The organism is Saccharibacillus deserti, from assembly GCF_013618475.1.
Classification (GTDB): domain Bacteria; phylum Bacillota; class Bacilli; order Paenibacillales; family Paenibacillaceae; genus Saccharibacillus; species Saccharibacillus deserti.
The window spans coordinates 1-13,052 of the sequence record NZ_JABJVN010000013.1; the positions used below are offsets into that span (position 1 = coordinate 1).

A 13,052-nucleotide genomic window follows, 5' to 3' on the forward strand; every position below is an offset into this window, starting at 1 on the left:
GATCCGTTCTCACGACGATCTTCATCGTCGCGACTCACTTACTGTTCAGTTTTCAAGGAACAAACTCGGTTATTCGGCTTCTTTCGTTCAGCGCCGTGTTTCTCAGCGGCGACTTTTATATCCTATCACAGTGGCAAGCGGTTCGTCAAGCACTTTTTTTGAATTCTTTTTAAGTGCTCATTTGCCGGTTTGCTGTGATGATCTTCTCTCGAAGAGCCGTTTAATAATTTATCACACAGCAACATAGCAAGTCAATACCTTTTTGAAAAATGATTTCCGGGTCTTGAATACGCAATAGTCCTTACACAGCAAAAGCGGTTCGGAATGTTCCGACCGCTTTCCGTTTCTTTAAAAGTGCTTGCAGAAAGGTTATCTTTCTCCGCCGTGTCTTTTATCTCTTGCATATTTGGAAAGCTCTTTGGCAGGGGCCACTCTCGCGTACATCCGAAAAATCGTCTGGTATCGTTTTGAGATCGCCTGACGCATATTTTTATCCAAACGCTTGTCGCCAAGATCGAATAACATCTCATCCAGCTCCTTGCGCAGCACATAAGCGTATTCTTTGCATTCCATTTCATTAAACATCATGCCAAGCATTTCAGTCCCTCCTTCCGCCTCCGGTCTTTCTCAAAATTGAATTGCTATTTCAACTTTGATTTAACCCAAAACGGAGTAGGGATAACTCTTCGCCCCTTAAAACTTTACAAAACTAGCGAAGGAGGTGGTACGTAAGCGTACTTTCGATAATCGCAGCTGCGAATAAGAGGATAACGATCCAAATGGCGGCGTTCAGCATTTGTCTCATTCCGTGCTCCCAGCGTGCGCCCAGTCTTTCCCTTTTGTCCGCTCCGAGGCTGAACAGGCTGCCCAGTACCAACCCGCCGAATTTGAGTCCGTACGCGCAGGCAATCACGATGGCCGGCAGTTCGATGATCCCGTGAGGAAGCAATCCCAGGAAGATCAGTTCCATCACGTTCTGTCCCTGCTCGTTCGCGAGTCCTACGACAAAACCCAATACCATTCCGTTGAGAAGAAGGAATACAAGCGGGACCAGCCCGAAAAAAGCACCCAGAAGTATGACAAGCAGAGACTTGATCGCATTGTTCAGAAATATAAAAGTAAAAAAGCTCAGCTCTACATGCTCCGAATCTTCGAGAGTTCCTGCGACTCCTCTCAGGCCTTCCAGCTGGGACATCAGCAGACGCTGCAGTCCGTCCGCATTGAGCGTGCCCAAAACGATCGCCACAACAAACAAAGCGGACGCCGTCAGCATATACCCTTTGTTCTCTGCCAGACCTTTGATAAAACGCCTGAACGACAGAATCTTCATCCATTCCCTCCTCCTATTGGACGGTTACCCTTTGCTGCGCGCATCTGACTTACTGCGACTTTACGGTTTTTCGGATAACCGCCTGCGCCACTTCGTCGTACATGCCTCCGGCTACCGTTTCTTTTTTATAGACCGAAGGAGAGAAGTCGGGTTCCGAGACATGGTTGTCCGGTACACCGAGCGGAATCTGGGCCAGCAGCTCGGTATGCAGGGTCTCCGCAAGGCGTCCCCCGCCCCCGCGGCCGAATACATAGTCCCGCTCTCCGTTTTTCTCGTAATACGCCATATTTTCCACAACGCCCAAAATCTCGTGTCCGGTCTGAAGCGCCATAGCGCCCGCTCTCGCCGCGACAAAGGCCGCCGTACCGTGAGGGGTCGTCACGATGATCTGTTTGCTCTGAGGCAGCATCTGATGGACGTCCAGCGCGATATCCCCTGTTCCCGGAGGAAGATCCAGCAGCATGTAATCGATCTCTCCCCACTCGGTTTCTTCAAAGAATTGTCTCAGCATCCGTCCCAGGAGAGGGCCGCGCCATACAACCGGGTTGTTTTCGCGGATAAAGAAGCCCATCGAGATTACTTTGACTCCAAAACGTTCGACCGGCCGCAGCAGTCCGTCCACGACTTCCGGCCCTTCTTCGATGCCCATCATATCCGGAACGCTGAAGCCGTAAATGTCCGCATCGATCAAACCGACCTTCCTGCCTGCACGCGCGAGCGCCACGGCCAGATTGACGGCGACTGTCGACTTGCCTACTCCGCCTTTGCCGCTGGCGATAGAGATGAAGACGGTCGGAGAGTCGGGGCTCAGAATAGGCAGGTTTTCCAATCCCGCCGCATGGCCTTTGACCAGTACCGGATCGTCGTCCTCTTCCTGTTCGTCCCGGTCGATCCGGCTGTCTTCGATGATGGCACGGCTGCGCTCTTTTTCCAACTCCGTCGCTTCCTTGAAGCGGATATGGACTTCTTCCACTTCTAGCGACTGCAGCACGGAACGAATCTGCGTCTCGATCCCCTGACGGTTCTCTTCTTCGCTATCCAGGCATACCACGCTCAGCGATACCCGCCCTTCCCGAATCACGACGTCGCGAATCAATCGCAGGTCGGATAATCGTACACGGTAGACCGGATCCATGACCGCTTCAAGCGCTTCCACAACTTCTTCTCTTGTTACCATCCTGTTCATCCTCTCTTTTACCCGTAAAGGAAATCTGTTCTTATTATACATGAAACGAAAACACCGGACCGCTTCCCCGCAAGGAAAACGATCCGGTGTTCAAAATGGGTGCCGCCTATTTCACTGCCCGTTCCCGCATGCCTTCAATCAGCACCTGCGCCACTTCGGGACGGGTGAACTCCGGCGGCGGGCATTCCCCGTTACGCAGCAGGGCGCGCACTTTGGTCCCCGACAGGGTCAAATGCTTTTCCTTCCCATGCGGGCAGGTTTTGCTTGTCGCCATATTCCCGCAGTGCGTGCAAAAGAAACTGTGTTCGAAAAAGAGCGGTGTGATCTCCAGTTCCTCCGGTTCGAAGTTCGAGAAGATCTCCTGTGCCTCATAGGTGCCGTAGTAATCGCCGACTCCCGCATGGTCGCGTCCGACGATAAAGTGGGTGCAGCCATAGTTTTTACGGACAATCGCATGGAAAATGGCTTCCCGGGGTCCCGCATATCGCATGGCCGCGGGGAAGACGCCCAGAAACGTCCGCGCAGACGGATAATAATTTTCCAGCAGAACCAGATAACTGCGCATCCGGATGTCGGCGGGCACGTCGTCCGATTTGGTCTCGCCCACAAGCGGATTCAGGAACAGCGCATCTACCGTCTCAAGCGCCGACTTTTGGATATACTCGTGCGCGCGGTGTACCGGATTGCGGGTCTGGAAGCCTACAACCGATTTCCAGCCTTTTTCCGCAAACAGACGCCGCGTCTCCGAAGGGTCAAAGTAAAACTCATTAAACCGTTCCGGCTGCGGACGATTGAGCACACGTACCGATCCGCCGATCCGCTCTACCGGACGCTCAAAGAGCTTTTTCACGCCCGGATGCTCGGGATCGTCCGTCTTGAATACATTGACCGCTTCCTGCTGGCGATCGATCGTGTAGACGCTCTCCACCTCCAAGATGGCATAGACGATACCGTCATTCTCGCCAATCAACGCTACTCGTTCTCCCTGAAGCGCAGCGTCCGCCCCTTCGAGCGGCAGTGTGATCGGAATACTCCATACCGTGCCATCCGCCAATCTCATCCGCCGGACCACGCTTTGGTAATCTTCTTCATTCAGGAATCCGGTCAATGGGGAAAAGGCCCCTACCGCGATCAGATCGAGGTCGGACAGCACCCACGTATTAATCGGGATTTGACGCAGGCTTTTCGCTTCTTCCAAAAGAGTATCGCGTTCCGCACCTTCGGCGAGACGGTTGATCAACGTGCCGCCGTGCGGCTTGATGGCAGTCATAATGGGGAGTCGCTCCTTTATCGAATGGTAGAGTACTGAATCCGGTCTTATGCCTTACTTATGCAATCCGCATTCCGTCTTGTCGTTGCCGGCCCAGCGTCCTGCACGCGGATCTTCGCCGGGCATAACCTGGCGGGTGCACTGCTCGCAGCCGATGCTTGGGAAATTGCGGTCGTGCAGCGGGTTATAGATCACATCGTTGTCACGGATATATTTCCAGACGTCTTCGCTGGTCCAGTCCGCGAGCGGATTGAACTTCATCAGACCGAACTTGTAGTCGTACTCGACCTTTTTGGAATTGGCCCGGGTTGGAGCCTGATCGCGGCGGATTCCGGTAATCCAGGCCTCGTAACGTGACAGATTGCGGGTCAGCGGTTCTACCTTGCGGATATTGCAGCAGAGGTTCGGATCGGACGTCCACAGCTCGGGAGCATGCTTCACAGCTTGTTCCCCAGGCGTCAGCAGCGGAGAGACCCGGACAAACTCCAGACCGTAGCGGTCTGCCATGCGGTCTCTCGTCTCATAGGTTTCTTGGAAGTGAAAGTCCGTATCCAGATAGAAAATATCCGTAGAGGGACTAATATGCTGCAGCATATCGACAATTACTACATCTTCCGCTCCAAAGCTGCAGGCAAACGTCAAACTTGTATACTGCTGCGCGGCGAAACGGATTACTTCTTCCGCGCTCAGCTGTTCCAGCTCTTCGGCTTTTACACGCGCGAATTCTTCTTTTTCCAATAAGTTCATCTTAAAAACCCTCCATCTCTGAATGGCAAATTGAATAAGGATTGAAACGCCCGTGCGGCAGCGGATAGGAAGAAGGAAGCCGGGCAGGAAGTACTTATACAGGCAAATCAGCACTTTAACGGATAAAACCAACTATTCTAATCTGAATTATTTATAAGTATAAAACTTTACGCGGCAACAATCAATTCTTTATTTCAAAATGAAAAAAACTTTTGGTCCCCTATTAAATAAATACAGCCATAGTACAATGAACACAGAGAAATCAGAGAGGTGGAACTCATGTCAATTATCACTAAAAAACTTGCCTTCAAGCTGGCGTTGGTCATTCTTCTTGTACTGGCGGTGCTGTTCTCGGTATTCGTCTACATGCAAAATGAGAACGTCAAAAAAGCGAGCGAGTACACGATCAGCAGCTTTAATCTGAAAATGGCCGAGGCGTTTGTTACCCAGTTCGACGTAAAGGAATATGAAGACTATTTATCCGACACCCAGGAGAACGAGCAGTATTGGCAGCTGCGTGAAAAACTCGACCGGTATCGAACGGAAATCGGGGCTATGTATGTATATACGGTCAGTATCGATTCCAACAAGCAGCCTATTCTGATTATCGACGGACAGCCCGCGGATTCGCAGACCGCTTCGCCGATCGGGGAAGTCACGGATATTCCCGATGAAGCGATCGTAGAGCTGCTCAAAGGAAATGCGGCCAAAACCGGCATCCTCGTTCATCCCGACTACGGAAGCTACATCTCTTCCTATGTTCCTTTGCGCAATGCCAGCGGCACCATGATCGGTATTTTGGGAATCGACACCGACGTGGCCGTGGCCAATCAAATCTCCAAACAGTTTATCGACAGCAGCTTTTTGTTCTATCTGCTGATGGGGACTTTAACGTTGATCGTTTTTGCTGTCATTGCTTGGTTCCTTTACCGGGCGCTGCGGCCTCTGAGCTTCATCGTGCAGGGAGCGCAGGCGATAGCCGACGGAGAAATCGGACGAGCCAATCAGGTATTAAGCGCTGTAGGCAAACCTTCCAAAGACGAAATCGGCCAAACCTATGAAGCCATGGTCAAAATGAGCGCCCGGCTTGGGGTGACACTTGGCGATGTGATGCACGATATGCAGCATACGACACAGACCCTTGTTCAATCTTCGCAGCGTTTTACGTCGGAGGCGAATCTGCTGCTGCATATGAACCATCAGCTGAATGAATCCGCCGGCACTTTGACTCTGGAAGCGCGCAGTCAATACGCAGGTGCCGAAGAGTCTGCCCGCTCGATGCAGGAAATCACTTCCGCTATCGAACGTGTCACGCATTCTTCAGCCAATGTGTCCTCCGTTTCTGCGGAAGTGCTGGAAGCTGCCGTGCAGGGCAAAACTTCGATGGACAGCCTGCAGCGGCAAATTACGGAAATGTCGCAGCTCGTCGCACATACGACAGCTTCCGTCGAAACGCTCCACGATTACATGAAAGAGATCGAACCTGTACTGCAGGCTATCACAAGCATCGCGGACCAAACTAACCTTCTGGCCTTAAATGCTTCGATCGAAGCCGCCAGAGCCGGAGAAGAAGGAGCCGGGTTCGCCATAGTGGCCGGAGAGATTCGCAAGCTTGCCGGATTGTCTTCGACCTCCGCTTCCCATGTTGCCGGGCTGCTGACCAAGATCGGCCAGGAAACCTCGACGATCGGAGAACGCATGAATGAAGAAAGTGCCGAGATAAAGAAAAGCAGCGAGCTTTCGACCCGGGTCGGCCAGTTGTTTGAACATAACGTCGTCCGTTTCAACGAAATCGCTCTTCACATGGAGGAACTCTCGGCTTCTGCCGAAGAAATTCTCGCCGGTTCCGAAGAAGTCTCTTCTTCCATTCAGGAGATTTCCCGAACTTCCAAAGCGGCTTCCGATTACAGCGACTCTCTGCAGCAGTTGGCGCTCCAGTAGTGGGAAGCTTCCAAAGCGATCTCGGACACTACCAAACATCTCGAACAGAGCAGCTCCAGTCTTGAAAAAACGATCGCCAAATTCGAATTGTAAGCACTCAGGAAAACAAAAAAACAGCCTGCCTCCGATATCGGAAGCAGGCTGTTTTGGTAATAAGAGAAATCTCTTAACGTTTCGAGAACTGTGGAGCGCGACGTGCGGCTTTGAGACCGTACTTTTTGCGTTCTTTCATACGTGGGTCACGAGTCAGGAAGCCCGCTTTTTTCAGCGAACCGCGCAGCTCAGGATCTGCTTTGAGCAGAGCACGCGAGATACCGTGACGGATCGCGCCGGCTTGGCCCGAAGTGCCGCCGCCGTGTGCGAGTACGATTACATCGTACTTGCCAACCGTTTCAGTCAGGTTCAGCGGTTGGTTGACGATCAGTTTGAGCGTCTCCAGACCGAAGTATTCGTCGATTTCACGTTTGTTGATGACGATGCGTCCTTCACCCGGTACGAGACGAACACGTGCTACCGAATGTTTACGACGACCAGTCCCATAGTATTGTACAGTTGCCATGAAAGGGTCCTCCTTTTATTTAGCCGCGAAGTTCGTAAACTTCCGGTTTTTGGGCTGCATGTGGATGCTCTGCTCCGGCATACGCTTTGAGTCTGAGTTTCATTCTGTCGCCCATACGAGTCTTAGGAAGCATGCCGGCTACGGCGAGTTCCAGGATCCGTTCAGGTTTGTTTTTGATCATTTCGCCCGCGCTTGTTACTTTCAGACCGCCCGGGTGCATCGAGTGACGATAGTACTTCTTGTCCTGCAGTTTGTTGCCTGTCAGGTGAATCTTCTCTACATTGATTACAACAACGAAATCGCCGCCGTCAACGTGTGGAGTGAATTGGACTTTGTGCTTGCCGCGGATGAGGGCGGCCGCTTCGCTGGCCAGACGGCCCAGCGTTTTGCCTTCGGCGTCGATGATATGCCAGTTGCGCTCAACTTCGCTCGGCTTAGCCATGTAGGTAGTACGCATGAATAAGTTCCTCCTTCTAATCTTTGCAATAAATTCATTTTCGGTGTCAAAACGTTCCATGCCGCCGGGCTAAGATCCGGGGCTGCCGGAACGATGTATGTTTGCGATCATGGATAGTAAAAGTTAAATCGGTTGATTCTACGCGTTTTTCTTGATTGGGGGCCGTGGGAAGCCTTCAAGAAAACACAACTTTTATTCTACATGATCCTTGTTCAAACTGCAATAGATTTTGAAACGATTCTCAAAAGAACTTTCGGCTACTCGGGCAGCAGATCGCCGTAATCGACATTCCACAGCGCGAGGCCTTTCCCCACCGCGGTCGGTCCTGCCGCCGCACGGTCGCAAGCCAGCAAAATGTTTTTCATTTCATCGGGTTTACGCTTGCCTTCCCCCACTTGAAGCAGCGTCCCCGTAATAATGCGAACCATATGCTGCAAAAACCCGGTACCGGTCAGGAAAATATGAATGAATCCCTGGTCGACCGTTCCCGGCCGGCAGGTGCTGACATCCACCTCGATATGCGCTTCGAGCAGCGTCCGTACGTGATCCGTTTTCTGGGATTGCGTGGAGGCGAACGACGTGAAGTCGTACGTGCCTACCAGATGCTGCAGCGCTTCTTCCATTGCCCCGATATCAAGCCGGGGAGCCGGATGATGAAACTGCATATGCCGCTGGAATACGTCCGGATGACGGTTGGCGTTAATCGTATAGCGATACGTTTTGCGCTTAGCCGCATGGCGGGAATTGAATTCCGGCGAAACTTCCCAAGAGCGGGTCACGACGATATCCTGCGGCAGTCGGGCATTAAGCGCGAGCGGCCAGCGATCCGCGGGGATCTGCGAAGTCGTATGAAAGTTGAATACTTGGGCATAGGCATGCACACCGGCGTCCGTACGGCCCGAAGCAATGATCTTGGGCTTGTCGCCCGTCAGAGACAAGATAGATGCTTCCAGCTCGTCCTGAACGGTGCTCCCGATCGGCTGCGTCTGAAATCCATTGTAATTCGTGCCGTCGTAGGCGACGGTCATGCACAAATTGCGCAAGGAATCGCCTCCATATCTCTTCGAAGTTCAAAAAAAAAGAAACGGCTCTGCCGCCTTGGACAGGCGGCATACGTTTCTCGGAATCCCGCAGGCAGGGTTACCCCTGCCATAAACGGTTTAACCGGCTGCTAACTAGGCGCGGTCAACCAGTTCCAGGTAAACCATAGGCGCTGCGTCTCCGCGGCGTGGTCCCAGTTTAAGGATACGCGTGTATCCGCCCGGACGGTCCGCGTAGCGCGGTGCCAGATCTGCGAACAGTTTTTGGATTGCATCCTGTTCACCGTCGATCGTTTCGCGACGAACGTATGCAGCCACTTGACGGCGTGCATGCAGGTCTCCGCGTTTGGAAAGGGTAATCAGTTTCTCGGCAACGGAGCGAGCTTCTTTTGCTTTCGCTTCCGTTGTTTCGATGCGCTCGTACAGGAACAGGTCGGTTACCAGGTCGCGAAGCAGTGCTTTACGAGCGCTGGAGTTACGTCCCAACTTTTGGTATGCCATTGTTTTCCCTCCTTCTACATCATGCTCTTCGTTCTTAGTCTTCTTGACGAAGACCGAGGCCCAGCTCTTCGAGCTTCTCTTGAACTTCTTCCAAAGACTTGCGGCCCAGGTTGCGGACTTTCATCATGTCTTCTTCCGATTTCGTGGTCAGCTCTTGTACCGTATTGATACCGGCACGTTTCAGACAGTTGTAAGAGCGTACGGAAAGATCGAGTTCTTCGATCGTCATTTCCAATACCTTCTCTTTTTTGTCTTCTTCTTTTTCGACCATGATCTCCGCGTCGCGGGCTTCGTCGGTCAGACCTACGAAGAGCAGCACGTGCTCGGTCAAAATTTTGGCGCCAAGGCTTACTGCTTCTTCTGGACGAATGCTGCCATCGGTCCAGACTTCCAAAGTAAGCTTGTCGTAGTTTGTGACTTGTCCGACCCGCGTATTTTCAACCGCGTAGTTCACGCGGGAAATCGGGGTGTAGATCGAATCGATCGGAATCACACCGATCGGCTGATCGTCACGTTTGTTTTTGACGGATTGAACATATCCGCGGCCGCGGCCTGCGAAGATGCGCACATGCAATCTCGATCCCGGTGCCAGAGTGGCGATATGAAGATCCGGATTCAGGATCTCCACATCACTATCGGCGCGGATGTCTCCAGCCGTTACCAGGCCTTCGCCTTCCGCGTCGATTTCCAGTACCTTTTCTTCATCGGAATGAATCTTCAGCGACAAAGCCTTCAGATTCAGAATGATTTCCGTTACGTCTTCCGTAACGCCGGGGATCGTCGAGAACTCGTGCAAAACGCCGTCGATTTGAACCGAATTGACCGCTGCGCCGGGAAGCGACGACAGCAGGATGCGACGAAGCGAGTTTCCAAGCGTCGTACCGTATCCACGTTCCAGAGGCTCAACGACAAACTTACCGTACGTGCCTCCGTCGTTGATCTCGACGGTCTCGATTTTCGGCTTTTCGATTTCTATCACTACAATACCCCTCCTTCAAAACGTCGCTTCCGTGAAACCAAGCATACTGAATGCACAATGCTTATGAATACTATACGCGGCGACGCTTAGGAGGACGGCATCCGTTGTGAGGAACCGGTGTTACGTCCTTGATCAGGTTGATTTCCAGACCCGTAGCTTGCAGGGAGCGGATAGCCGCTTCCCGGCCTGCGCCAGGACCTTTAACCATAACTTCAACGGTTTTCAGGCCGTGCTCCATTGCAGCTTTAGCAGCTGTTTCGGCAGCGAGCTGAGCAGCGAATGGAGTCGATTTACGGGAACCTCTGAAACCGAGACCGCCGGAGCTTGCCCAGGAGATCGCGTTTCCGTGCGGATCCGTAATCGTGACAATCGTATTGTTAAACGTGGAACGAATGTGTGCCACGCCGGATTCGATATTTTTACGGTCGCGACGTTTCGTACGTACGACTTTTTTCGGTTTAGCCATTGTCAGTTATCCCCCTTTCTTACTTCTTCTTGTTCGCTACGGTACGACGAGGGCCTTTACGAGTACGGGCATTCGTCTTCGTACGTTGTCCACGAACGGGCAACCCACGACGATGACGGATACCGCGGTAAGAACCGATCTCGATCAAACGTTTGATGTTCAGAGAAACTTCGCGGCGAAGATCGCCCTCTACTTTTACATCAGCGTCAATCGCTTCACGCAGCTTGCCTACCTCATCCTCAGTCAGATCGCGAACACGAGTCTCGGAGCTGATTCCTGTTTGGCTCAGGAGTTTTTGGGAAGTCGTTCTACCGATTCCAAAAATATAAGTCAAGGCGATCTCAACGCGTTTGTCACGTGGTAAATCCACACCAGCAATACGAGCCATTACGCTACACCCCCTTCTAATTTATCCTTGTTTTTGTTTGTGTTTCGGATTTTCGCAGATTACCATGACATTCCCTTTGCGACGAATGACTTTGCATTTCTCGCACATTGGTTTGACCGACGGTCTAACCTTCATGATTATTACCTCCTCAAAAGCATTCGGTTTGATCGTGCCGGAACGTGCCGGCCTGACCGGAAGCGTTCCCTGCACCAGAACGTTGTATATCCAAAAAGCGACGTATCCTTATTTACGGTAAGTGATACGGCCGCGAGTCAGATCGTAAGGCGATAACTGTACGACCACTTTATCTCCCGTCAGAATACGGATAAAGTGCATGCGCAGCTTTCCGGAAACGTGAGCGAGAATTTGATGACCGTTCTCGAGTTCCACCTTGAACATCGCATTCGGCAGTGGTTCGATAACCACGCCTTCGATTTCAATGACATCTTCCTTGGCCATAATCATTCTCCTTTCTGCTTAACATTGTGTGCGTCGGATTCCAGAAATACGTTAACTGCATGACGCAGCTTCGCATTCGTAACCCTGCCGCTCTCCTGCAAACTGTTTACGACTTCGCTGCTGATCGTGGCCTGGGGCTCGAGATGAAGCCGGTTTTTTTTCTTCGGGCGGTCAAACTTGCGTTTGTATCCGTCCGCAATCCAAATCCCTTGTTCTTCGTCCAGCCTTACAACCACCGCCGCCTGCCCCGCATCGCGGCCTTTCCGGATCTTCACGAGTTGACCGATCTGCAGGGGATGTTCCTTTTTCAAGTTTATCACCTACGCGCTCAATTTTGTGAAAATTTCCAATCCGTTCGAGGTGACCGCCACCGTATGCTCGAAATGAGCACACAGCGAGCCGTCGACCGTCACGACTGTCCATTGATCCTCGAGCGTCCGAACTTGTCTTCCGCCGAGGTTGACCATCGGTTCGATAGCCAGCACCATACCGGGTTTCAGTTGGGGACCGCGACCTTCGATGCCGTAGTTCGGTATATTCGGTTCTTCATGCAGGTTCCGGCCGATGCCGTGACCCGAGAATTCGCGAACAACCGACATTCCGGATGCTTCGATGTATCGCTGAATCGCATGCGAAATGGTAAACAGACGCACATCCGGCTTAATAAGCGCCAGTCCTGCGTACAGGGAGCCTTCCGTAACGTCCAGCAGCCGCTGGGCTTGATCGGAAATTCGCCCTACCGGGTAGGTCCAGGCGGAATCGCCGTGATAACCGCGGTACTGCGCGCCGATATCGAGGGTGACGATATCGCCTTCCCGAAGCTTGCGCTCGCTGGGGAATCCGTGAACCAGCTGGTCGTTGACCGACGCACATATGCTGGCCGGAAAACCATTATAGCCCTTGAAAGACGGCACCGCATCCTGGCTGCGGATGGTTGTGTCGGCCAGCGCATCAAGTTCGGCCGTCGTAACGCCCGGCTTGATCGCTTTTGCCAACACACGGTGAGTCTCAGCCACAATCCGTCCCGCTTCTCTCATAAAGCCGAGCTCCGTTTCGGACTTGCAAATGATCATTACAGTTAACCTCGCAGTACGGATAGGATACCTTCCGATACCGTACCGATCTCCTGGTCTCCGTCGATCTGCCGCAGCAAGCCTTTGTTTGCATAGTAATCGATCAGAGGCGCCGTTTTGCTTGCATATTCCTCAAGCCGCGTGCGTACGCTCTCTTCATTGTCATCCGGACGTTGGTAAAGCTCACCGCCGTCTTTGTCACACACGCCTTCCTGCTTTGGCGGGTTGAAGATCACATGATAAGTCGTTCCGCAAGTTCTGCAGATCCGACGACCCGTAATCCGGACAAGAAGCTTCTCCGGATCGACATTCAGGTTGATAACATGATCAAGCTTACGGCCAGACTCGAGCAAAAGTGTATCCAAAGCTTCGGCCTGCAGCAGAGTTCTCGGAAATCCGTCGAGCAAGAAACCTTTTTCGCAATCCGGCTGGCTCAGCCGTTCGCGGACGATACCGTTCGTTACGTCATCCGGTACGAGCAGTCCCTGGTCGATGTATTCTTTGGCTTTGACACCAATCGGAGTTCCTTCTTTGATCGCCAGACGAAATGCATCGCCTGTCGAAATGTGTGGAAGCCCAAATGCATCGACAATGACCTGCGCCTGTGTTCCTTTACCTGCCCCGGGAGGCCCCATGAATAGAATGTTCACGTCATG

18 protein-coding genes are annotated in these 13,052 nt (G+C 52.4%); 1 reads left to right on the forward strand and 17 read right to left on the reverse strand.

Annotated features, from left to right (window positions below):
• Positions 1-369 precede the first annotated feature (369 nt).
• From HOP44_RS21730 to HOP44_RS21750, 5 genes are all read right to left on the reverse strand, one after another.
• Positions 370-597: a hypothetical protein gene (locus tag HOP44_RS21730; RefSeq protein WP_172199182.1), complete on the reverse strand. Its 228-nt coding sequence runs from the start codon at positions 595-597 to the stop codon at positions 370-372.
• 112 nt (positions 598-709) lie between these two features.
• Positions 710-1,330 carry a stage II sporulation protein M gene (locus HOP44_RS21735; protein ID WP_172257374.1) on the reverse strand — a complete coding sequence of 207 codons (621 nt, stop codon included), beginning with the start codon at positions 1,328-1,330 and terminating at the stop codon, positions 710-712.
• A gap of 49 nt (positions 1,331-1,379) precedes the next feature.
• The gene (locus tag HOP44_RS21740) at positions 1,380-2,507 is read right to left on the reverse strand and encodes an Mrp/NBP35 family ATP-binding protein (RefSeq protein ID WP_172257376.1); all 1,128 of its coding nucleotides are present in this window, start codon (positions 2,505-2,507) and stop codon (positions 1,380-1,382) included.
• Between the two features lie 115 nt (positions 2,508-2,622).
• Positions 2,623-3,786, reverse strand: coding sequence for a sulfate adenylyltransferase (sat, locus tag HOP44_RS21745; protein ID WP_172257378.1), 1,164 nt, complete (start codon positions 3,784-3,786; stop codon positions 2,623-2,625).
• A 54-nt stretch (positions 3,787-3,840) separates the two neighbouring features.
• Positions 3,841-4,533, reverse strand: a complete 693-nt coding sequence (locus tag HOP44_RS21750) for a phosphoadenylyl-sulfate reductase (RefSeq protein WP_172257380.1) — start codon at positions 4,531-4,533, stop codon at positions 3,841-3,843.
• Positions 4,534-4,812: 279 nt separating this feature from the next.
• Between HOP44_RS21750 and HOP44_RS21755 the strand changes: the two genes are divergently transcribed.
• Positions 4,813-6,474, forward strand: a complete 1,662-nt coding sequence (locus HOP44_RS21755) for a methyl-accepting chemotaxis protein (protein ID WP_172257382.1) — start codon at positions 4,813-4,815, stop codon at positions 6,472-6,474.
• 166 nt (positions 6,475-6,640) lie between these two features.
• Here the strand turns inward: HOP44_RS21755 and rpsI are convergent, their stop codons facing one another.
• The 12 genes from rpsI to HOP44_RS21815 form a co-directional block, all read right to left on the reverse strand.
• A complete protein-coding gene (gene rpsI / locus HOP44_RS21760; RefSeq protein ID WP_172257384.1) occupies positions 6,641-7,033 on the reverse strand; it encodes a 30S ribosomal protein S9 in 393 nt (130 codons plus the stop codon).
• A gap of 19 nt (positions 7,034-7,052) precedes the next feature.
• The gene (rplM, locus tag HOP44_RS21765) at positions 7,053-7,490 is read right to left on the reverse strand and encodes a 50S ribosomal protein L13 (RefSeq protein WP_172199169.1); all 438 of its coding nucleotides are present in this window, start codon (positions 7,488-7,490) and stop codon (positions 7,053-7,055) included.
• A gap of 257 nt (positions 7,491-7,747) precedes the next feature.
• Entirely contained in the window at positions 7,748-8,533 is a 786-nt protein-coding gene (gene truA, locus HOP44_RS21770; RefSeq protein ID WP_172257386.1) for a tRNA pseudouridine(38-40) synthase TruA, read from the reverse strand.
• 132 nt (positions 8,534-8,665) lie between these two features.
• Positions 8,666-9,031 (reverse strand): 50S ribosomal protein L17, encoded by a 366-nt coding sequence (gene rplQ / locus HOP44_RS21775; protein WP_018978341.1) that lies wholly within the window; start codon positions 9,029-9,031, stop codon positions 8,666-8,668.
• A 34-nt stretch (positions 9,032-9,065) separates the two neighbouring features.
• Positions 9,066-10,010, reverse strand: a complete 945-nt coding sequence (locus tag HOP44_RS21780; protein ID WP_172199163.1) for a DNA-directed RNA polymerase subunit alpha — start codon at positions 10,008-10,010, stop codon at positions 9,066-9,068.
• A 70-nt stretch (positions 10,011-10,080) separates the two neighbouring features.
• Complete coding sequence (rpsK, locus tag HOP44_RS21785) at positions 10,081-10,476, reverse strand: 30S ribosomal protein S11 (RefSeq protein ID WP_037291530.1); 396 nt, start codon at positions 10,474-10,476, stop codon at positions 10,081-10,083.
• Between the two features lie 19 nt (positions 10,477-10,495).
• Positions 10,496-10,864, reverse strand: a complete 369-nt coding sequence (gene rpsM / locus HOP44_RS21790; protein WP_141447272.1) for a 30S ribosomal protein S13 — start codon at positions 10,862-10,864, stop codon at positions 10,496-10,498.
• A gap of 21 nt (positions 10,865-10,885) precedes the next feature.
• Positions 10,886-10,999, reverse strand: a complete 114-nt coding sequence (gene rpmJ, locus HOP44_RS21795) for a 50S ribosomal protein L36 (protein WP_037291536.1) — start codon at positions 10,997-10,999, stop codon at positions 10,886-10,888.
• A gap of 108 nt (positions 11,000-11,107) precedes the next feature.
• Positions 11,108-11,323, reverse strand: coding sequence for a translation initiation factor IF-1 (gene infA, locus HOP44_RS21800; RefSeq protein WP_018978345.1), 216 nt, complete (start codon positions 11,321-11,323; stop codon positions 11,108-11,110).
• 2 nt (positions 11,324-11,325) lie between these two features.
• Positions 11,326-11,634, reverse strand: coding sequence for a KOW domain-containing RNA-binding protein (locus HOP44_RS21805; protein WP_172257388.1), 309 nt, complete (start codon positions 11,632-11,634; stop codon positions 11,326-11,328).
• 9 nt (positions 11,635-11,643) lie between these two features.
• The gene (map, locus tag HOP44_RS21810; protein WP_172257390.1) at positions 11,644-12,396 is read right to left on the reverse strand and encodes a type I methionyl aminopeptidase; all 753 of its coding nucleotides are present in this window, start codon (positions 12,394-12,396) and stop codon (positions 11,644-11,646) included.
• 5 nt (positions 12,397-12,401) lie between these two features.
• Positions 12,402-13,046, reverse strand: coding sequence for an adenylate kinase (locus HOP44_RS21815; protein ID WP_141447275.1), 645 nt, complete (start codon positions 13,044-13,046; stop codon positions 12,402-12,404).
• Between the last annotated feature and the right edge of the window lie 6 nt (positions 13,047-13,052).

Bases quoted from the DNA above. Each gene is read 5' to 3' on its own strand.
- HOP44_RS21730 (WP_172199182.1), bottom strand. From the start codon at position 597: ATGCTTGGCATGATGTTTAATGAAATGGAATGCAAAGAATACGCTTAT.
- HOP44_RS21735 (WP_172257374.1), bottom strand. From the start codon at position 1,330: ATGAAGATTCTGTCGTTCAGGCGTTTTATCAAAGGTCTGGCAGAGAAC.
- HOP44_RS21740 (WP_172257376.1), bottom strand. From the start codon at position 2,507: ATGGTAACAAGAGAAGAAGTTGTGGAAGCGCTTGAAGCGGTCATGGAT.
- sat (WP_172257378.1), bottom strand. From the start codon at position 3,786: ATGACTGCCATCAAGCCGCACGGCGGCACGTTGATCAACCGTCTCGCC.
- HOP44_RS21750 (WP_172257380.1), bottom strand. From the start codon at position 4,533: ATGAACTTATTGGAAAAAGAAGAATTCGCGCGTGTAAAAGCCGAAGAG.
- HOP44_RS21755 (WP_172257382.1), top strand. From the start codon at position 4,813: ATGTCAATTATCACTAAAAAACTTGCCTTCAAGCTGGCGTTGGTCATT.
- rpsI (WP_172257384.1), bottom strand. From the start codon at position 7,033: ATGGCAACTGTACAATACTATGGGACTGGTCGTCGTAAACATTCGGTA.
- rplM (WP_172199169.1), bottom strand. From the start codon at position 7,490: ATGCGTACTACCTACATGGCTAAGCCGAGCGAAGTTGAGCGCAACTGG.
- rplQ (WP_018978341.1), bottom strand. From the start codon at position 9,031: ATGGCATACCAAAAGTTGGGACGTAACTCCAGCGCTCGTAAAGCACTG.
- rpsK (WP_037291530.1), bottom strand. From the start codon at position 10,476: ATGGCTAAACCGAAAAAAGTCGTACGTACGAAACGTCGCGACCGTAAA.
- rpsM (WP_141447272.1), bottom strand. From the start codon at position 10,864: ATGGCTCGTATTGCTGGTGTGGATTTACCACGTGACAAACGCGTTGAG.
- rpmJ (WP_037291536.1), bottom strand. From the start codon at position 10,999: ATGAAGGTTAGACCGTCGGTCAAACCAATGTGCGAGAAATGCAAAGTC.
- infA (WP_018978345.1), bottom strand. From the start codon at position 11,323: ATGGCCAAGGAAGATGTCATTGAAATCGAAGGCGTGGTTATCGAACCA.
- map (WP_172257390.1), bottom strand. From the start codon at position 12,396: ATGATCATTTGCAAGTCCGAAACGGAGCTCGGCTTTATGAGAGAAGCG.